The sequence below is a fragment of the Saccharomonospora sp. NPDC046836 genome, from assembly GCF_040645195.1.
Taxonomy (GTDB): domain Bacteria; phylum Actinomycetota; class Actinomycetes; order Mycobacteriales; family Pseudonocardiaceae; genus Prauserella_A.
Genome location: NZ_JBEYXW010000025.1, coordinates 1 through 17,282, shown reverse-complemented (window position 1 = coordinate 17,282; position 17,282 = coordinate 1). Strand labels below are relative to the sequence as shown.

The 17,282-nt window shown below is 69.1% G+C and carries 17 protein-coding genes; 10 read left to right on the top strand and 7 right to left on the bottom strand.

The window, feature by feature from the left end; translation table 11 throughout:
- Positions 1-101: 101 nt before the first annotated feature.
- The 5 genes from ABZ863_RS24760 to ABZ863_RS24740 form a co-directional block, all read right to left on the bottom strand.
- The gene (locus tag ABZ863_RS24760) at positions 102-1,151 is read right to left on the bottom strand and encodes an oligopeptide/dipeptide ABC transporter ATP-binding protein (RefSeq protein WP_358539868.1); all 1,050 of its coding nucleotides are present in this window, start codon (positions 1,149-1,151) and stop codon (positions 102-104) included.
- Positions 1,148-2,230 (bottom strand): ABC transporter ATP-binding protein, encoded by a 1,083-nt coding sequence (locus tag ABZ863_RS24755; protein ID WP_358539866.1) that lies wholly within the window; start codon positions 2,228-2,230, stop codon positions 1,148-1,150. Before ABZ863_RS24755 ends, ABZ863_RS24760 begins: the two co-directional genes overlap by 4 nt.
- Positions 2,227-3,165 (bottom strand): ABC transporter permease, encoded by a 939-nt coding sequence (locus ABZ863_RS24750; RefSeq protein WP_358539864.1) that lies wholly within the window; start codon positions 3,163-3,165, stop codon positions 2,227-2,229. The genes ABZ863_RS24755 and ABZ863_RS24750 overlap by 4 nt, the downstream gene beginning before the upstream one ends.
- A complete protein-coding gene (locus tag ABZ863_RS24745) occupies positions 3,158-4,138 on the bottom strand; it encodes an ABC transporter permease (RefSeq protein ID WP_358539861.1) in 981 nt (326 codons plus the stop codon). The genes ABZ863_RS24750 and ABZ863_RS24745 overlap by 8 nt, the downstream gene beginning before the upstream one ends.
- A 238-nt stretch (positions 4,139-4,376) precedes the next feature.
- Positions 4,377-6,137 carry an ABC transporter family substrate-binding protein gene (locus tag ABZ863_RS24740; RefSeq protein WP_358539858.1) on the bottom strand — a complete coding sequence of 587 codons (1,761 nt, stop codon included), beginning with the start codon at positions 6,135-6,137 and terminating at the stop codon, positions 4,377-4,379.
- Between the two features lie 485 nt (positions 6,138-6,622).
- Here ABZ863_RS24740 and mshB point away from each other — a divergent pair, with 485 nt between their 5' ends.
- From mshB to ABZ863_RS24725, 3 genes are read left to right on the top strand one after another with little or no spacing between them, the layout of a single operon-like run.
- Positions 6,623-7,438, top strand: coding sequence for an N-acetyl-1-D-myo-inositol-2-amino-2-deoxy-alpha-D-glucopyranoside deacetylase (mshB, locus tag ABZ863_RS24735; RefSeq protein WP_358540091.1), 816 nt, complete (start codon positions 6,623-6,625; stop codon positions 7,436-7,438).
- On the top strand, positions 7,435-7,836 hold the full coding sequence (locus tag ABZ863_RS24730) for a hypothetical protein (protein ID WP_358539856.1): 402 nt from the start codon (positions 7,435-7,437) through the stop codon (positions 7,834-7,836). The genes mshB and ABZ863_RS24730 overlap by 4 nt, the downstream gene beginning before the upstream one ends.
- Positions 7,837-7,839: 3 nt before the next feature.
- Complete coding sequence (locus ABZ863_RS24725) at positions 7,840-8,625, top strand: hypothetical protein (protein ID WP_358539853.1); 786 nt, start codon at positions 7,840-7,842, stop codon at positions 8,623-8,625.
- On the opposite strand, the gene ABZ863_RS24720 is transcribed toward ABZ863_RS24725, so the two are convergent.
- A complete protein-coding gene (locus ABZ863_RS24720; RefSeq protein ID WP_358539851.1) occupies positions 8,606-9,382 on the bottom strand; it encodes a site-2 protease family protein in 777 nt (258 codons plus the stop codon). The two genes, ABZ863_RS24725 and ABZ863_RS24720, sit on opposite strands and share 20 nt — an antisense overlap.
- A 250-nt stretch (positions 9,383-9,632) precedes the next feature.
- On the opposite strand from ABZ863_RS24720, the gene ABZ863_RS24715 reads away from it, so the two are divergent.
- Positions 9,633-9,956, top strand: a complete 324-nt coding sequence (locus tag ABZ863_RS24715) for a WhiB family transcriptional regulator (RefSeq protein ID WP_358539848.1) — start codon at positions 9,633-9,635, stop codon at positions 9,954-9,956.
- Positions 9,957-10,078: 122 nt separating this feature from the next.
- Positions 10,079-13,396, top strand: coding sequence for a glycosyltransferase family 2 protein (locus ABZ863_RS24710; protein WP_358540088.1), 3,318 nt, complete (start codon positions 10,079-10,081; stop codon positions 13,394-13,396).
- Here the strand turns inward: ABZ863_RS24710 and ABZ863_RS24705 are convergent.
- Positions 13,380-13,841 carry a metallopeptidase family protein gene (locus ABZ863_RS24705; protein WP_358540085.1) on the bottom strand — a complete coding sequence of 154 codons (462 nt, stop codon included), beginning with the start codon at positions 13,839-13,841 and terminating at the stop codon, positions 13,380-13,382. The two genes, ABZ863_RS24710 and ABZ863_RS24705, sit on opposite strands and share 17 nt — an antisense overlap.
- Positions 13,842-13,931: 90 nt before the next feature.
- On the opposite strand from ABZ863_RS24705, the gene ABZ863_RS24700 reads away from it, so the two are divergent.
- From ABZ863_RS24700 to ABZ863_RS24680, 5 genes are all read left to right on the top strand, one after another.
- Positions 13,932-14,285, top strand: a complete 354-nt coding sequence (locus tag ABZ863_RS24700; protein WP_358539845.1) for a DUF3499 domain-containing protein — start codon at positions 13,932-13,934, stop codon at positions 14,283-14,285.
- 72 nt (positions 14,286-14,357) lie between these two features.
- Complete coding sequence (locus tag ABZ863_RS24695) at positions 14,358-15,713, top strand: phosphomannomutase/phosphoglucomutase (protein ID WP_358539842.1); 1,356 nt, start codon at positions 14,358-14,360, stop codon at positions 15,711-15,713.
- Between the two features lie 54 nt (positions 15,714-15,767).
- Positions 15,768-16,013 (top strand): Trm112 family protein, encoded by a 246-nt coding sequence (locus ABZ863_RS24690; protein ID WP_358539840.1) that lies wholly within the window; start codon positions 15,768-15,770, stop codon positions 16,011-16,013.
- The gene (locus ABZ863_RS24685) at positions 16,003-17,094 is read left to right on the top strand and encodes a hypothetical protein (RefSeq protein WP_358540082.1); all 1,092 of its coding nucleotides are present in this window, start codon (positions 16,003-16,005) and stop codon (positions 17,092-17,094) included. Before ABZ863_RS24690 ends, ABZ863_RS24685 begins: the two co-directional genes overlap by 11 nt.
- Positions 17,095-17,146: 52 nt before the next feature.
- A partial coding sequence (locus tag ABZ863_RS24680; protein ID WP_358540079.1) for a type I phosphomannose isomerase catalytic subunit occupies positions 17,147-17,282 on the top strand: 136 nt, incomplete at its 3' end.

Here is a 17,282-nt window from a genome sequence, read left to right as displayed (position 1 = left end):
TGCCGCCAAAGACACCCAAGGCCACCTTGGTCGCATTCAACGCAACTAAGGTGGCCTTGGGTGTGTTCAACGCAACCAAGGTGGCCTTGGGGGACCAAACCTCAGAGCAGTTGGGCGGTTTCGGCGTAGTGGCACGCCGAGGGGTGGCCCTGGCCGCGGTCGAGGAGATCCGGTACCTGGTCGACGCACAGCTTGCGCTGGCTGTCGGTGAGTTCGGCCGCGAACTTGGGGCAGCGCGTGCGGAACCGGCAGCCGCTCGGCGGGTTGGCCGGGCTCGGCACGTCACCGGTGATGACGATCCGCTCGCGGGTGCGTTCCTTGCGCGGATCGGGCACCGGGATCGCCGAGATCAGCGCCTGCGTGTACGGGTGCGTGGGGTTGTTGAAGAGCTCCTCCGCGGGAGCGGTTTCCACGATCTTGCCGAGGTACATCACGGCGATCCGGTCGGCGACATGCCGCACGACCGAAAGGTCGTGTGACACGAACAGGTACGACAACCCGAGCTCCGCCTGCAGGTCCTTCAGCAGGTTCAGCACACCAGCCTGGATGGAGACGTCCAATGCGGACACCGGCTCGTCGAGTACCAGCACCTTCGGCTCCAGCGCGAGTGCGCGGGCGATCCCGATGCGCTGCCGCTGCCCGCCGGAGAACTCGTGCGGGAAGCGGTTTCCGTGCTCGGGCCGCAGGCCGACGGTCCGCAGCAGCTCCCGCACACGCTCCCGGCCACCGTTGTCGTAGAGCCCGTGGATCCGCAGTGGCTCCGCGACGATCTCGTTCACCGGAACACGCGGGTCCAGTGACGCGTACGGGTCCTGGAACACGATCTGCAGGCTGCGCCGCAGGTGCCGCATCTCCTTGCCCGGCAGCTTGTTCAGGTCCTGGCCGTTGAACAGCACCTCACCCGCGGTGGCCGAATGCAGGTTCAGCACCACCCGCGCGGTGGTCGACTTCCCGCAGCCGGACTCACCGACCAGCCCGAGTGTCTCGTTTGGATAGAGGTCGAACGACACACCGCACACGGCATGCACGTCGCCGACCTTCCGGCGCAGGATTCCGCCGCCGTACACAGGGAAGTGCTTGACGATGTCGCGAGCCGACAGCACAGGTGTGCGGCTGATCGTCTGCTGTGGAGCGAGCGACGTCTCCGTCATTCGCGTGCCTCTCCTTCGGTCACAGCCGCCGGGATCGGGTCGTCCGACGCCGGGCGGAACAGGTCACGGGGCTCGTGGCCCTCGACCCGGTAGCTGAAATGGCAGGCCGCGAGGTGTTGGGAGTCCGGTCCCGGTTCCAGCGGCGGCTCCTCGGCATCGCAGATGTCCGCGGCGAGCGGGCAGCGAGGGCTGAACGGGCACCCGGGCGGCATGTTGACCACCGACGGCGGCGACCCGCCGATCGGGGTGAGCCGTTCGGTCTTGACGTCCAGCCGGGGCAGGCTGCCCAGCAGGCCGAGCGTGTACGGCATACGCGGTTCGTAGAACACCTCGTCCGCCGTGCCCGACTCGACGATCTTGCCCGCGTACATGACCTGTACCCGGTCGGCCTGGCCCGCGATGACGCCGAGGTCGTGGGTGATCAGGATCATCGCGGCGCCGGTCTCGTCCTGCGCCGTCTTCAGCGCCTCGAGGATCTGCGCCTGCACGGTGACGTCCAGCGCGGTCGTCGGCTCGTCGGCGATGATCACGTCGGGCTGGTTGGCCATCGCGATGGCGATCACGACCCGCTGGCGCATACCACCGGAGAGCTCGTGCGGGTAGGCCTTCGCCCGCTGCTGCGGGTTGGGGATGTGCACGGTCTCCAGCAGCTCCACGGCGCGCTTGTGCGCCGCCTGCTTGGTGATGTCGTTGTGCGCGAGGATGGTCTCTGTGATCTGGTCGCCCACGGTGTAGACCGGGTTCAACGAGGTCATCGGGTCCTGGAACACCATGGAGATGCCCTGGCCGCGGACCCTGGACAGCTCCCGGTCGGTCGCGCCGAGCAGCTCCGTGCCCTGGAACCGGACCGAGCCGCTGACCCGGGCCGACCTGGGCAGCAGGCCCATCACAGCCAGCGAGGTCACCGACTTGCCGGAACCCGACTCGCCGACGATCCCGAGCACCTCACCGCGGCGCAGCTGGTAGCTGACGCCGCGGACGGCCTGCACGAGGCCCTCGTCGGTCGGGAACTGCACGGTCAGGTCCTCCACCTCGAGGACGGTGTCGGCCGTCGTCGAGGTGGGGTCTGTGGCGGTCATGCGCGTACCTTCGTCTGCTGTGGGTCGAACGCGTCACGCAGTCCGTCCCCGATGAAGTTGATCGTCAGCGCGATCAGGATGATGAACAGGCCGGGGAAGTAGAACAACCACGGCCGTGTCGACACCGCGGTCTGGTTGCTGCTGACCAGCAGGCCCAGCGAGGTGTCCGGTGGCTGGACGCCGAAGCCGAGGAACGACAGTGACGTCTCGATCAGGATCGCGACGGCCACCAGCACGGTGGCGTTGACGATGATCGAGCCGAGTGCGTTGGGCACCAGGTGGCGGAAGATGATCCGCGCATCGCTGGCACCGAGAGCTCTGGCGGCCTCGATGAACTCCTTCTCCCGCAGCGACAACACCACACCGCGGGCGACACGGGAGACGTAGGCCCAGTACAGGCCACCGATGACGACGGCGATCAGCCACCAGCTGCCGCTGGTGTTGTGACCGAGCACCGCCGCCACCGCCAGCAGCGGCAGCGTCAGCACCAGGTCGGCGATGCGCATGAGGACGGTGTCGATCCAGCCTCGGTAGTACCCGGCCACCGCACCCCAGATGGTGCCGACGGTCGTGGCGAACAGGGCCACCAGTACGGCGATGCCGATCGAGATCTGCGTGCCGCGCAGCACCTGCGCGAAGCTGTCGTGCCCGATGGCGTCGGTGCCGAACGGGTGGTCCCACGACGGCGGCTGCGAGTTGTCGCCGGTCAGATCGGAGACGTCGTACTTCCACAGCCACCCGCCGACGAAGGCGAGCAGGATGATCGCGATGAGCACGATGAGGCTGCCGACCGCGAGCTTGTGCTGCAGGAACCGCCGGATGACCAGCTGTGCTTGGCTGCGCTCTGCGACGGTGAACTCGCGCTCGACGGGGGCCGGCCTGGCGGCGACGCCGGTCTCGGTCGCGGAAGCGGTGTCGCTGATGTTCTCAGGCATAGCGGATCCTCGGGTCGAGCACGCCGTAGAGCAGGTCGGCGATGAGGTTGAGCACGATGATGACCGTTGCCGAGATCACCAGCCACGCCATGATCGCGTAGACGTCGTCCTTCTGGATGGCGTCCAAGAGGAAGGTCCCGGCACCCTGCCACTGGAACACGCGTTCGGTCACGACGGCGCCGGAGATGATGGAGCCGAGGTCGAGTGCGGTCACGGTGGTCAGCGGGATCAGCGCGGTGCGCAGTGCGTGTCGGCGCATCACCTGGCCACGGCGCAGGCCCTTCGCGCGGGCCAGCCGAACGTAGTCGCTGTTGAGCACCTCGAGCATCGCGGCGCGCTGGAACCGGCTCCAGGCGGCGAACGACAGCAGCGCCAGCGAGATCGTCGGCAGGATCATATGGCCGAGGGTGTCGAGCACTCTGTCCCACGCACCACCTGCCACGTACACCGAGTTGGCGCCGATGGTGTAGAGCACCTGGTCGCCGACGGCGTTGTTGAAGCTGATGCCCGCTTCCTTCAGCAGGATGGCGAACCAGAAGGTGGGCATCGCGAGGAAGAGGAAGCCGAGGAAGGTGAATGTGTAGTCGATGCCGGAGTACTGCTTCACGGCGCTGATGACGCCGGCGAGGATCGCCAGGATCACAGCGATGATCATGGCCAATGCGATCAGGCGCAGCGTGATCAGGTAACGGCTGACGACCTCGGAGCTGATGTCCATCGTGGACTGGACGGACGGCCCGAAGTCACCGCGGACGATGCCGGTGAGCCAGTTCCAGTAGCGCTCGAGCAGCGGCTGGTCGAGGTGGAGCCGGGCCCGCTCGGCCTCGATGGCTTGCGGCGGCGGTGGTGGGTTACGGGCGATGAGCTGGTTGAGTGGGTTACCCGCCAGCGACGCCATCATGAAGACGACGAACGACGCGGCAACCAGGATCGGCACCGAAATCAGCAGTCGGCGCAAAGCGTAGGCGAGCATGGAGGTCTTCCTGCTGTGAACGGATCAGCGAGCGGCGAAGCCGCTCGTGGCGGTACCGCCGATCAGTTTCTGCCGGTGGCCGGGCGACAGCGATGGTCATCGCCCCCGTCTCCTCGATCATCGGCAACCAACTAGCTACGAGGGTACGTTGTGAACAACTGCCCAACGGGGGAGGTCGCGACGAAGCGACCTCCCCCACTGGATGGTTCGAACCAGTGAATCAAACCGTTGGCCGACGTCAGCCGGCCCGCAGGCCCCACTGGGCGATGTTGTACGTCGGCCCGTCCAGCGTCGAGTTGTTCCGCACGTTGGCGATGTTGTCGTACGCGGCGATGAACGTCGGCTTCTGGTACAGCGGCAGGACGTAGGCGTCCTCGGCCATGATCTTGTTGGCCTCGTTGACCTTGGCGAACGCGGCCGTACGGTCGGTCTCGGCGGCGGCCTCGTTCAGCAGGCTGTCGACCTCGGGGTTGCTGTAGTTACCGAAGTTGTTGCCCTGACCGCTGGTCCAGTTCTGCACCGCGTTCGCGAACGGGTACGGCGAGGCGACCCAGGCGAACAGCATGATGTCGTACTCGCCGCTGTCGAGCGTGCCACCGAGGTCGTCGGTCGGCGACACGTTGATGGTGACGCCGAGCTCCTTGGCGGCCTGCGCGAACAGCTCACTGGAGTCCTGGCGGATCTGGTTGCCCGTGGTGTAGCGGATGCTCAGCTCCGGCACCGCCTGGCCGTCCGGGTCGCGCAGCTGCTCACCCTCGAGCGTGTAGCCGGCGTCTGTCAGGATCTGCTTGGCCTTGTCGACGTCACCGGCGCCCTGGCCGGTGGCCGTGATGACGTCCTCGTAGCCCTCCTGGCCCGGCATGAAGTTGTTGCTGTTGAGCGGTTCGACCTTGTCGGTGAACTGGCCGACGGTGCCGTTGATCAGCGCCTGCCGGTCGACCGCGGTGAACAGCGCCTGGCGAAGGGCCTTGTTCTTCAGCGCCGGGGTGTCCAGGTTGAAGTCGAAGTGCTCCCAGGTCAGGCCGAGGCCGACGAAGGAGGACACGCCGGAAATGTTGCGCACCTGGTTCACGAGGTCCACCTGCGGCTGCGGGTAGATGACCTGCACCTCGTTGTTCTGCAGGGCTGTCGGCTCCTGAGTGGCGTCGGTGATGATCCGGAAGATCACCCGGTCCAGTTTCGGCTTCTCGCCCCACCAGCGCTCGTTCGGCACCAGGGTCAGCGACTGGTTGTTCACGAAGCGCTCGATCTTGTACGGGCCGCCCGAGAAGGTGGGCATGTTGGCGCCGAACCAGTCGAAAGCGGACTTCAGGCCCTCGGGGGTGTCGAGGTCACCGTGCTCGGCGGCGATGTGCGCGGGGTAGATCGGCTGGCCCGACTCCCACAGCTGCGCCCAGTCGGTGAAGGGCGTCTCGTAGGTCACCGTCACGGTCTTGCCGTTGTCGGAACCTTCCACCGTGCTGACCTGGTCGTAGCCGGCAGTGGTGGCAACTGCGCAGTCGGAGCAGTCCCTACCGTTCTGGGTCTTCCAGATGTAGATGAAGTCGTCGGCGGAGATCGGCGTGCCGTCGGACCACACCGCTTCCGGCTTGATCGTGTACACGATCGTCTGCGGGTCGGTGCTGGTCTGCTCCGCGGACTCGATGACGTCCGTGTTCTCCGTGAACTTGAGGTCGGGCTGGCTGTAGAAGGTAGAGGGCAGGACACCCTTGAGCGCCATACCGGTCTCGAAGACGTTGCCCTCGGTCGAGTTGAGGTTCCAGTTGGCGATGTTCTTCTCCAGCGCCATGGTGATCTCGCCGCCGTCCTGCAGCTGGTCGGCGGCAAGCGTGTTGCACTGGTTCGGGTTCGCGTCGCACTCGGCGAACATCTGCCCGGTCTGGGCACCGCCGTCGCCGTCGCCTCCACCATCGCCGCCGCCGCTGCACGCGGACAGGACGAGAGCCGCCCCTGCGGCGAGCGCGGCGAACCTTGCCACGCCTGACTTACTTCTCAACATTGACTCTCCTTGCTGGACGCCATCGGGGTTCGAGGCGCTCTCTCCCCTTCGCAGTGAGCCGTCGAGGTGATCGACGGTGCTCGCCGTAAGCGTGCACGCTAAGCACAGTTACGGCGAGCGTGCCGCTTCGGACAGCGATCGTGATGCAACAGTGATTACCGAGCTTTAGCCCGATCGAGTGAATGGGAGCATACCCCCAGGGGGAGTATCGTCACTGCCGGGTTCTGCACGTGCTGCCTACCCATCACCTCGACGCGGCGCTATGCATAACGCCGGGGAGAATAACCGACCTGTCTCGCCATATGGACTTCCCGAAGCAACTGAATGCCAATTGGTGACCTTTTGGCAGCCGATCGGTGAACCCGCTTACGCCGTTAGGATGAGCGCGGCCCAGCACGTGGGGAGTCCGTCAACCGCAGGTACAACCGCCTTTCGCGGTGGCCGGATGCCTCTGTTGTGGCGCCGTTAGGCTGGGCGGCGTGAGGTTGCTGCTCGTGCATGCGCACCCCGACGACGAGAGCATCACCACCGGAGGCACCATCGCCCGCTATGCAGCCGCGGGAGCCGAGGTGATCGTGGTGACCTGCACGTTGGGTGAGGAGGGGGAGATCATCCCCCGAGGTTTGGACCAACTCGGTGCCTGGGCGGCTGATCAGCTCGGCGGGTACCGCGCTGGTGAGCTCGCCGCGGCGGGCTCCGCGCTCGGCTGGAGTGGGCACCGCTACCTCGGCGGCATCGGTCGCTGGCGCGACTCGGGGATGGCGGGCACACCCGCGGCGGAGCATCCCCGCGCCTTCGTCAGGGGTTCGGCCGAGGAGCAGACAGATCAGCTGGTGGCAGTGCTGGACGAGCTGCGGCCGGAGGTTGTGGTGACCTACGACGCGGCAGGCGGCTACGGTCACCCCGATCACATCAGGGTCCACGAGATCACCATGGCGGCCACCGAACGTGCCGAGTCCGTCGTGCGCGTGTTCCATACCGTGTCCTCCGCGGCCGCGACCGCCAAGGGGCTCGCGGAACTGCGTGCGGCCGGTGACGGCGTACGCTTCCGGGTCCCCGCCGACGGTGAGCTGCCTGTCACTGCCGACGAACAGATCACTACAACGATCGACGTCGGCGACCACCTCGATCGCAAGTTCGCCGCGCTGCGCGCGCACGTCACACAGGTCAGCGTTGCCGAGCCGTGCTTCGCGTTGTCCAACGGCATCGCCCAGCCGGTGCCGGTTGCCGAGTACTACGTTCTCGCCCGTGGCCCCGCAGCGGGGGCCGCGACCGATCTGTTCGGCGGGCTCGACTCGTGACCAGGCCGCAGCGACAGATCAACTGGGTGGTGCTCACGGTGCTCACCATCGACGCCGTGCTGTTGGCGATCCTCGAACTGTTCTTCCTCCCGTTACGGCTCGACGGCGTGCTGCTGCCGAGGGCAGGCGATGTGCCCCTGCCGCTGTCGGTGTTACTGGCGATGATCACCACGCCATTACTCGTCGCGAAAGCCGCGAGCCTTGGTGATCGCAGGCTCGGCATCATCCCGCTGGCCGCGTGGGTCCTGACCCTGCTCGTGGTCGGCGTGCAGGGGCCGGGTGGCGATGTGGTCCTGCGGGCGGACTGGCGGGCGCTCGCGCTGCTGGCCGGTGGTCTGCTGCCGGCCGCGCTGGTGGCAGGCGGCAAGCTCGCCCGTCCCGGGAAGGCAGGGAGGTAGCGGGTGGCCGAGGCAATCTCCGACAAGCAGGTCGTCGCGGTGCTGCGGCCCTTCGTGCGGGCCGCGGGGCCCATGGTCGACGCCTTGCGCGAGGCGGATCCCTTCGGGCTGATCGCCGCTCCCGAGCAGACCGCCGTCGAGCCGACGTTGCGGAAGAAGCTGATCGACGGCCTGCGGTCGGTGAAGGTGCCCGGCACCAACGGCTGGGCGGCGATGGACGTCAGCGAGCGCACGAGCTGGTGGATCAACCGGGTAGGCCGGGTCACGTCCTTGCTCACCGCCGTGCCGGGACTCGGCGGAGCGCTGGCCGACACGTTGCCCGTCCAGGACACCCTCGGCACGGCGTCACAGGGGTTGCTGCTCTGCGCGATCGCCGGTGAGCACGGCGTGACCGATGTCGGCGAGCGGGTCCAACTGCTGGGCTGGGTGCTGTTCGAGCGGGAGATCGATCCGGAGCTGGCCGTGGGCAAGTACGCCGGGTATGACCGCGCGGCGGAGGACGCCGAGACCGAGAAGCTCACCGAGGAGCTCACCGACTCCGCCGGGAAACGGAGCAAGATCACGGTGAGGACCGTCGCGCGCACGCTCTGGCGGCTCGGTCGTTCCCTGCTCGCGGTGACCGACGAGCTGGAGAAGCGGCCGAGCGGCCGCTTCTATCACGCTGCGCTCGGGATGTTGCCGGTCGTCGGCATGCTCGGCGACTACCTCGGCGAGCGTTCCGGGCTCAAGCGGGTCGCCAAGCGCGCCGACGAGTGGTTCGCCCGCGACGTCAGTACCGCCAGAACATGAACACGACCTGCCCGGCATTGGCCAGCGTTTCGCTCCCGCCGACGGCGCCGTAGAGCGCGTCCGTCAGGTCCCACAGCAGCCGTCCGAAGCCCGGCACGGCGAAGATCAGTGCGAACAGGACCAGTGGTGCCCACGGCCGCGCCTTGGCGCCGAACTCGCGAGCCTGCGGCGAGAGGTAGGGCTCGATCGCGCCGAAGCCGTCGAGGCCGGGCACCGGCAGGATGTTGATCACGAAGGCGAGGATCTGCAACGCCGCCAGGTAGGAGAGCCCGATCGCCAACCCGAACGGCATCTGCACCAGCCCGACCACGACGGTCAGCACGATGCCGATCGCGAGGTTGCTCAGCGGGCCGGCCAGCGACACCCAGGACGACACCGAGCGCGACCGCAGTGCCCAGCGGTTGATCCACACGGCCCCACCGGGCAGGGGAATGCCGCCGATGGCCAGGATGATCAACGGCAGCACGATCGACAGGACAGGGTCGGTGTAGCGCCGGATGTCCAGGGAGAGGTAGCCCTTATTGGCGACCTCGTAGTCGCCACCCTTGTAGGCCACGATCGCGTGCCCGAACTCGTGCAGCGTGAGCGACAGCGCCCAGCCGCCGAGTACGAGCACGAACACGCCGAGGGTGCCCAGTGCGTCACGGCCGCCGACGGTGGTGATCGGAGGCACGAACGCCGCGAGCGCGCCTCCCGCGATGGTGATCAGGAGGAGAAGGTAGAAGAGCGGGCTGGGGCGTACCACTGAACGTTGCACGCTTCCAGTCTGTCCTATCCGCGCGCGAGATCCGCGTGGTGTCGCCGATGCGAGGTCAGATCCGCATGAGATCTTTCCGGCGTGTCCGCTTGCGCGAGGGGGCGGAAGTATCCCCCAAAGTTGCGACTCCGCTTGACCTGGCCGCACTACACAGGTGTAATCACATTGATGTCATTCGCTGTCTGTAAGGGGGGCAGCGGTGGCAGTAAACACCGCCAGCCTGGGAGTGCGTGAGAGCGAGGAGGCGGACGTGCGGTTGAACACTAACGGAAAGGAATGGGGGCACGTCATGGATTGGGGAGGGCACCCGGGGGAGGAACTGGGCGTTCTCACCGACCTGTTCGATGCCCCTGAGGAGCAGGACTGGCAGGAGCGTGCCCTGTGCGCGCAGACGGATCCGGAGGCCTTCTTTCCGGAGAAGGGCGGCTCCACACGGGAGGCCAAGCGGATCTGCCAGGGTTGCGAGGTCAAGGACGACTGCCTGGAGTACGCGCTCGCGCACGATGAGCGCTTCGGCATCTGGGGCGGCCTGTCCGAAAGGGAGCGGCGCAAACTCAAGAAGCGTGTTGTGTAAAGCGACCGAGCGCTGACAGCGGTCGCGTTACACAGCGGATCCGGGGCACGTCGTAGGGTGGGCGCACTTGCCCGTCCTTGACACGTCTGTACAACACGGAGAGGTCCTTGCCCCGGACGCCCATGCCTCCCACGGTGCACACGGCACCGGTCCTGGCGATTCTGGTGTGCCACAACGGGGAAGACTGGTTGCCGCTGACGCTGTCGGCGTTGCGGCGCAGCACCATTCGGCCCCGGCACATCCTCGCGGTCGACACGGGATCCACCGACCGCACACCTGAGCTGCTGGCCGAAGCTGCCCGGCAGGATGGCCTTGCGGGCCCGCCGGTGCTCGACGGTGTCCTCACGTTGGCGGAGGACACCGGCTTCGCCGCGGCGGTCGGCGCTGCGCTCGCGAAGGCGGGTGAGCGCTGGGGTGATCCGGGGCAGTGGTTGTGGGTGCTGCATGACGACAGCGCGCCGGAGCCGGACTGCTTGGACATTCTGCTGCGCGCAGCAGAAACGGCGCCCTCTGCGGCAGTGCTCGGACCACTGGCCGTGGACTGGACCGATCTACGGCTGATCGTCGAGGCCGGGCTGTCCACGGATGCGTCCGGGCACCGGCAGGCCGCTGTCCCACGCCGGCTCGGCTCCGGGGGCTCGCCGGAGCAGAGCACGGAAGTCCTTGCCGTGCCGAGCGCGGGCGCGCTGATCCGCAGCGACACGTGGGCGGAACTCGGTGGCTTCGATCCGCAGATCCCGCTGCTGCGTGAGGACATCGACTTCGGCTGGCGGGTGAACGCCGCGGGTGGCGTCGTGCTGTGCGTCCCGCGGGCGCGGTTGCGGCATGTCCGCGCTGCCGCCACGGGGCAGCGGGCGGCTGCCGCGGTGCCCGTTGGCGTCGATGCCGCGGATCGTGTGCATGGGTTGCGCACGTTCCTGGTCAACTGCTCGACTGTCTCCTTTGTACTCGGCCTGCCCCGGCTCGTCGTGCTCTGTGTGCTGCGTGGGATCGCTTTCGCCTTGCTGCGTAACGGAGTTCGAGCGCGCGCGGAGTTCGGCGCCGCCAGTTACCTTCTCGGCGGCGTGGCCGGCCTGCGAGCCGCGCGGGCAACGCGGCGGCGCGGTTCGGTGCGCGGGTTGCTGACGAGCCGGTTCGCGAGGTTGCGTAACGCATTGCGTGGCGGCGTCGTGCACCTGGTCCGCAACCGGGTCGCCAGCGAAGCCGCGCTGGGCAGGCTGCCCGACACCGCTGCCGATGAGGCGACCGCCTGGATTCCGCCGGAGGTCAGGGATTCACGGCCGGTGCCGGTTGGTCCGGACGCGCTCCCCGCGGGCGCGTTGCGGGCGCTGCGCTCCCGCACGACTGGTTTGCGTCGCCCCGCCGATGTTGTCGCGGTGCCACTTCCCGAACAACAGGACCCGGCCGCTGAACCGGGCACCACCGGAAGGGACAGTGCACCGGGCCCCGCCCGGCCGTCGCCCGGCGTGCGCCGGAACCCCAGTGAGCGCGAGCTCGTCTTCGTCGAGGTGAACCGGCAACGCATCCTCGCGGCGACGCTGTTCGCTCCGCCCGTGGTGCTGTTCGTCGTCCTCACCGCGCTGGCGCTGGTGCTCAACGGCTCCCGGCTCGGCGCCGACCTCGCAGGCGGTGCGCTGCTGCCGGTTGGCGACCTCGGCGAGGTGTGGTCGACCTACCTCGGCACCTGGCATGCGTTCGGCGGCGGGACGGCGAGCGCGGCGCCACCGGCACTGGGCCTGCTGGGGTTGCTCGGCGCGCCGCTGGCTCCGCTCGGCGGGCCCGCCGCACTGGTCGCGGTGTTGCTGATCGGGGACATCCCGCTCGCGGCGCTCGTCGCCTACGCCGCCACCCGGCGGCTGCGGGTGGACCGCTGGGTGCGGGCCGGTGCCGCGGTGGTCTACGCGTTGCTGCCGGCGGCCACCGCATCGGTGGCGCAGGGCCGCGTCGACGTGGTCGTCGTCCACATCCTGCTGCCCGCACTCATCGCAGGCGTCGTCGCGGTACTCACCAGCACCGGTGCCCGCTGGCTCAGCGTCAGCGTGCTGACCGCGCTGACCCTCGCGGTGGTGGGTGCGTTCTCACCGCTCACACACGGGTTGGCGCTGCTCGGTCTCGTGATCGGTTTCGTCCTGCTGCCGCCACCAGCACAACGCCCTGCCCGTGGCATCCCCGCCGTCGCCATCGTGGTGCTGTTGCCGCTTGGGCTGCTGCTGCCGTGGCTGCCGACGCTGTTCACCCATCCCGGGCTACTGCTGCACGGCATGGGCAGTGCACCCAGTGCCGCGGCGACGGGTGCCGGCCTCGCGGGCCTGCACCCCGGCGGTCCGGGTGGCATCGCGTTCGGGCTCGTCGTCGTGGTGGTCGCGCTGGCTGCCCTGGTGCTCCGGCCGACTCCGCGTGTGCTGCCAGGCGTGGTGGTGCTGGTGCTCGGCGTCGTGGGGGTGGTGGTGACGCAACTGGTGTGTGTCGCACCGCCGTCCGGTGCCGCCCCCGTTGCCGCGTTCGCGGGCGCACCGTTACTGATCGCCGGGGCCGGGCTGGTCATCGTCGTGTTCGGTACGTGCCTGCCCGGACAGCGTGCGGTGCCCCGCGTCCTGGTCCGCGCGAGCGCCGCCGGCGCCGCGGCGCTCCTGCTGGCACTCGCCGTGGGCGGAGTGGTCGCCGGGCGTTCCGGCCCGCTGCAGGCAGGCAGCTGGCGGCTCGCCTCCTCGCTGACCGAGGAGCTCGCGGCGAGCGGCCGCAGCGTGCTCGTACTGGCGGAGCCGGGTGAACCGCCGCGGCAGGTCGGTGGGCGACTGCCGAGCTACGGCGATGACGCACTCGTGCCGGTGCCAGGCACGGCCGACCGGCTCGCCGGGTTGCAGCGGGACCTGCTCGCGGGCTCTGCTGACGCGGTGACCTCCGCTGCGGCGGCGGGGGTGCTCTTCGTCGTGCTCCCGCCCGGTACGGACGGTGCCCCGCTCCAGCAGGCGGCACGTGACCTCCTCACCGGGGCGCCGCCCACCAGCGACGGTCGTCAGGTCCTGCGCCTCACGCCCGCCTCCGGCCAGGTCACGCTGGTATCGCCGGAGCAGGCCCGGCGCGCCGTCAGCGGTGCGTCACCACACGGCGAGCTCATGACGGGGACGGCCACCGCGCCGGTCGACGCGCAGCTGCCGGAGGTACGCGTCCGGGTCTCCGACGGCCCCGCTGGCAGGCTGCTCGTCCTCGCCGCCGAACACGAGGCCGGCTGGCGCGCCACGGTCAACGGCAGTCAGGTGCCGATCGTCCCCGCCTGGGGGCACCAGGTCGCGGTCGCCGTGCCGCCCCGACAGTCCGAGGTCGTCGTCGAATACGCGTCCGATCTGCACAACCTGCTGCTGCTGGGCCAGGTCGCCGCCCTGTTGTTCACGGCGCTCACCGCGATCCCGGGCAGGCGGAGTACTACTCGCCCTCGATGATGTCCGGCTCGACGCCGAGGTAGCTCGCGATCTGCTCGACCAGCACGTCGTGCACCAGCTCGGCGAGCTCGTCCGGGTTCTTGGCACGCGCCTCGAGCGGGCGGCGGTACAGCACGATGCGGGCCCGCGTCGGCAGCCCTGCGCGATCGACCCCGGCGGGCACCAGCCGCGACAGCGGTACCACGCCGTCGTGCAGCACGCCCTCGGCCTGGGCAGGCGGCAGCTCCTCGCGTACCTCGGGCACATCGTCGACCGCCACGTCGAGCTTCGTCAGCTCGGTCCGCCAGCGCGCCTCGATCGGCTCCAGCGCGTCGAGTACGAGTGCGTCGAACTTCTCGGCACGGCTCGCCGCTGCGGGCAGGGTCGCGGGGTACAGCGGACCGCGTAGCCCACGCCCGTGCCGGTCCCGGCGCATCCGCCGCCGATATCGCGAACTCCGAGCCATTGCCACGTGGGGAAGCGTACGCGGTCCGTCGGCGGAATCACCGGTGTGTCATCGGCGTGCCAGCCTGGCCACCGGCTATCGTGATCAACCGTGCCGAGCGTACGGAAGTGTTCGCGGACGGGCTGCCTCGAGCCCGCAGTCGCCACGCTGACCTACGCTTACAGCGACTCCACCGCGGTAGTGGGCCCGCTCGCGACGGCGTCGGAGCCTCATTCCTACGACCTGTGCGAAGCGCATGCCTTGCGGCTCACGGTCCCGCGCGGCTGGGAGGTCGTCCGGCACGAGGGCGAGTTCGCCTCCCCCGAACCCTCCGGCGACGAGCTGACCGCACTGGCCGAGGCCGTGCGGGAGGCAGGCCGATCCGATCCGCCCGTTCCGCCGGAACAGCCCGAGGGCACCTCGGGACGGCGCGGCCACCTGCGCGTGCTTCCCGGCCGCGCCTAGTACTGTCTTTCCGCGTCAGCGGTGGTCGGTAGGCTTCGAGCCAGCCAGCATCGTCACGATCGGGGAGAAGGCGTGTCAGACCTGTCAGGCATTGTCAAGGCCTATGACATCCGCGGTGTGGTCGGTGAGCAGCTCACCACCGACCTGGCCCGCGACTTCGGTGCCGCCTTCGCGCTGCTGATCAAGCCGGACTCACCCTCCGTGGTCATCGGTCACGACATGCGCGACTCGTCCCCGTCGCTGGCCGCGGCGTTCGCCGAGGGTGTCACCTCGCAGGGCCTCGACGTCGTGTCGATCGGCCTGGCCAGCACCGACCAGCTGTACTTCGCCTCCGGCAGGCTCAACATGCCGGGCGCGATGTTCACCGCGAGCCACAATCCGGCCAAGTACAACGGCATCAAGCTGTGCCGCGCCGGTGCCGCCCCCGTGGGGCAGGACTCCGGCCTCGCCGAGCTCCGCGACACCGTGGAGCAGGGCGTTCCCGAGTTCGCCGGGCAGCAGGGCACGGTCACCGAGCGCGATGTCCTCGCCGACTACGCGGCGTACCTGCGTACGCTCGTGGATCTCTCGGGCATCCGCCCGCTGACGGTCGTGGTCGATGCGGGCAACGGCATGGGCGGCCACACGGTGCCCAGCGTCTTCGCGGGCCTCCCGGTGCAGATCGTGCCGATGTACTTCGAGCTCGACGGCACGTTCCCCAACCACGAGGCCAACCCACTCGACCCGCGGAACCTGGTCGACCTGCAGGCCAAGGTGCGCGAGGTCGGCGCCGACGCGGGGCTCGCCTTCGACGGCGACGCCGACCGGTGCTTCGTCGTGGACGAGAACGGTGACCCGGTGCCGCCGAGCGCGATCACCGCACTGGTCGCCGTGCGGGAGTTGGCGAAGGATCCCGGCGGCACGATCATCCACAACCTGATCACCTCGAAGGCCGTGCCGGAGATCGTCACCGAGCACGGCGGCAAACCGGTACGCACGCGCGTTGGGCACTCCTTCATCAAGGCGACGATGGCCGAGACCGGTGCGATCTTCGGCGGCGAGCACTCGGCGCACTACTACTTCCGCGACTTCTGGCGTGCCGACACCGGCATGCTCGCCGCGCTGCACGTGCTGGCGGCCCTCGGCACGCAGGACACCCCGTTGTCGGAGCTGACGAGGGACTACAACCGGTACGCGGCGTCCGGTGAGATCAACTCCACGGTGGACGACCAGGTGGCGCGCCAGCTCGCGGTGAAGGACGCGTTCGCGGGCCGCGCCGGCGTCACGATCGACGAGCTGGACGGGCTCACCGTCGACCTCGGCGAGAAGGGCTGGTTCAACTTGCGGCCGTCCAACACCGAGCCGCTGCTCCGGCTCAACGTGGAAGCCCCCGACGAGACCGCGGTGAGGGCACTCACCGACGAGGTGCTGGCGATCGTCCGCGGGTGACGCGGCGGTCGTACTCGCACGCACAGGCGCGGCGAAAGATGGTAGATAGGACAAATGGCCGTCACCCTTGATGCGCAGTTGCTGGAGATCCTCGCGTGTCCGTCCCCGGACCACGCGCCGCTGACACCTGGCGCGCCCGGCGACCCGGCGGCCGATGCTCTCACGTGCACGTCCTGCGGGCGGGTCTTCCCGGTCCGGGACGGCATCCCGGTGCTCCTGCTCGACGAGGCGATCACTCCGGGGTCCGGGGAGGACGCCGAGCGAGTGTCCCGTGACGAACCCACTTCCGATGGTGCTTGACGACAGTCTCCTCGACGATCCCGTCCGGTTGAGCGAGGCCGATGCCGGTGGCCTGCTGCGCTCGGCCGCGATGGCGGGCGCCCAGGCGCGCGCGACGATCGAGGCCGCAGCGGAGCTGGAACTGACCGACCGGCTCGACATCGGGCGCCCGCGCGCCATCGTGCTGGTCGTCCGGCCGGGCGTCAGCAGGAGCTCGGCGCTGTTGCTCAACGCCTTGCTCGCACCGTCGTGTCCGGTGCCCGTCGTGATCACCGAGGTCGTACCGAGCTGGATCGGCGCACTCGACGTCGTGTTCGCGCACACAGACGACCCCGACGACGCCGACCTGGCGGTCTCGCTCGAACGCGCCGCCCGCTACGGCGCGACGATCGTGGTCTCCGCGCCGCCCGACGGCCCCGTCGCGTCCGCCGTCGCCGGCCGTGGCCTGCTCCTCGCGCCCAGGGTGCGCGTTCCGCCGCAGCTGGCTTTCGCGCGTGCGTTCACGGCCGGGTTGCTGACGGCCAACACCCTCGGTCTACTCGTCGCCGATGTCGAGGGTCTCGCCGACCGGCTCGACAGCGAGGCCGAGCGCTGCCACCTTGGCCACGAATCGTTCATCAACCCGGCCAAGGCCCTCGCGTTGCGTGTCGCCGGGCGCACGCCGCTGCTGTGGGGCCTTGACCAGGTCGCCGCAGCGGCCGGCAACCACGCGGCCTACGCGCTGGCCGCCCATGCGGCGGTGGTCAGTGACGCCGTGGACTACCGGCAGGCACTCGCGCGGCCGGCGCTGCACCACGCGGCTGCCCGCGCCGGGGACGAGCGGAACCTCTTCGCCGATCCGGACGATCCGCCTGCCGACGGGCTGCCACCGCGCGTCTTCCTGCTCGCCGTCCGTACCGGGCCGGCCGCCGACGGTGCGCGGTACCGGGCCCACGAGGCGCTTCCTGGAGCCGACGTGCTGGCACCCGCCGAGGAGATCACCTCCGACGATGCCGGAGTTGCGGCTGTGCTTGCATTGCGGTTCGAGCTCGCGGCGGTCTACCTGGGGCTCGCGGCTGGAACCATTGGGGGAGCTGGCCGGGTCACGCCCGCGACGGCGTGACGCCAGCGAAGAGGAGAATGGCCGGTGCCGACACGGCCGGCGAGGAGTGGAGTTGACAGTGGAACTGCTGCGCAACGCCGTACGGCCATATGCGTGGGGGTCCAGGACGACGATTGCGGGGTTGTTGGGTCGTCCGGTGCCGTCGCCGCATCCGGAGGCGGAGTTGTGGATGGGGGCGCATCCGGGGG

What these genes read in the sequence shown, in the direction of transcription:
- ABZ863_RS24685 (WP_358540082.1), top strand. Translation starts at nt 16,003, where the DNA reads ATGGTGCTTGACGACAGTCTCCTCGACGATCCCGTCCGGTTGAGCGAG.
- ABZ863_RS24705 (WP_358540085.1), bottom strand. Translation starts at nt 13,841, where the DNA reads ATGGCTCGGAGTTCGCGATATCGGCGGCGGATGCGCCGGGACCGGCAC.
- ABZ863_RS24690 (WP_358539840.1), top strand. Translation starts at nt 15,768, where the DNA reads ATGGCCGTCACCCTTGATGCGCAGTTGCTGGAGATCCTCGCGTGTCCG.
- ABZ863_RS24760 (WP_358539868.1), bottom strand. Translation starts at nt 1,151, where the DNA reads ATGACGGAGACGTCGCTCGCTCCACAGCAGACGATCAGCCGCACACCT.
- ABZ863_RS24745 (WP_358539861.1), bottom strand. Translation starts at nt 4,138, where the DNA reads ATGCTCGCCTACGCTTTGCGCCGACTGCTGATTTCGGTGCCGATCCTG.
- ABZ863_RS24750 (WP_358539864.1), bottom strand. Translation starts at nt 3,165, where the DNA reads ATGCCTGAGAACATCAGCGACACCGCTTCCGCGACCGAGACCGGCGTC.
- ABZ863_RS24740 (WP_358539858.1), bottom strand. Translation starts at nt 6,137, where the DNA reads ATGTTGAGAAGTAAGTCAGGCGTGGCAAGGTTCGCCGCGCTCGCCGCA.
- ABZ863_RS24710 (WP_358540088.1), top strand. Translation starts at nt 10,079, where the DNA reads ATGCCTCCCACGGTGCACACGGCACCGGTCCTGGCGATTCTGGTGTGC.
- ABZ863_RS24755 (WP_358539866.1), bottom strand. Translation starts at nt 2,230, where the DNA reads ATGACCGCCACAGACCCCACCTCGACGACGGCCGACACCGTCCTCGAG.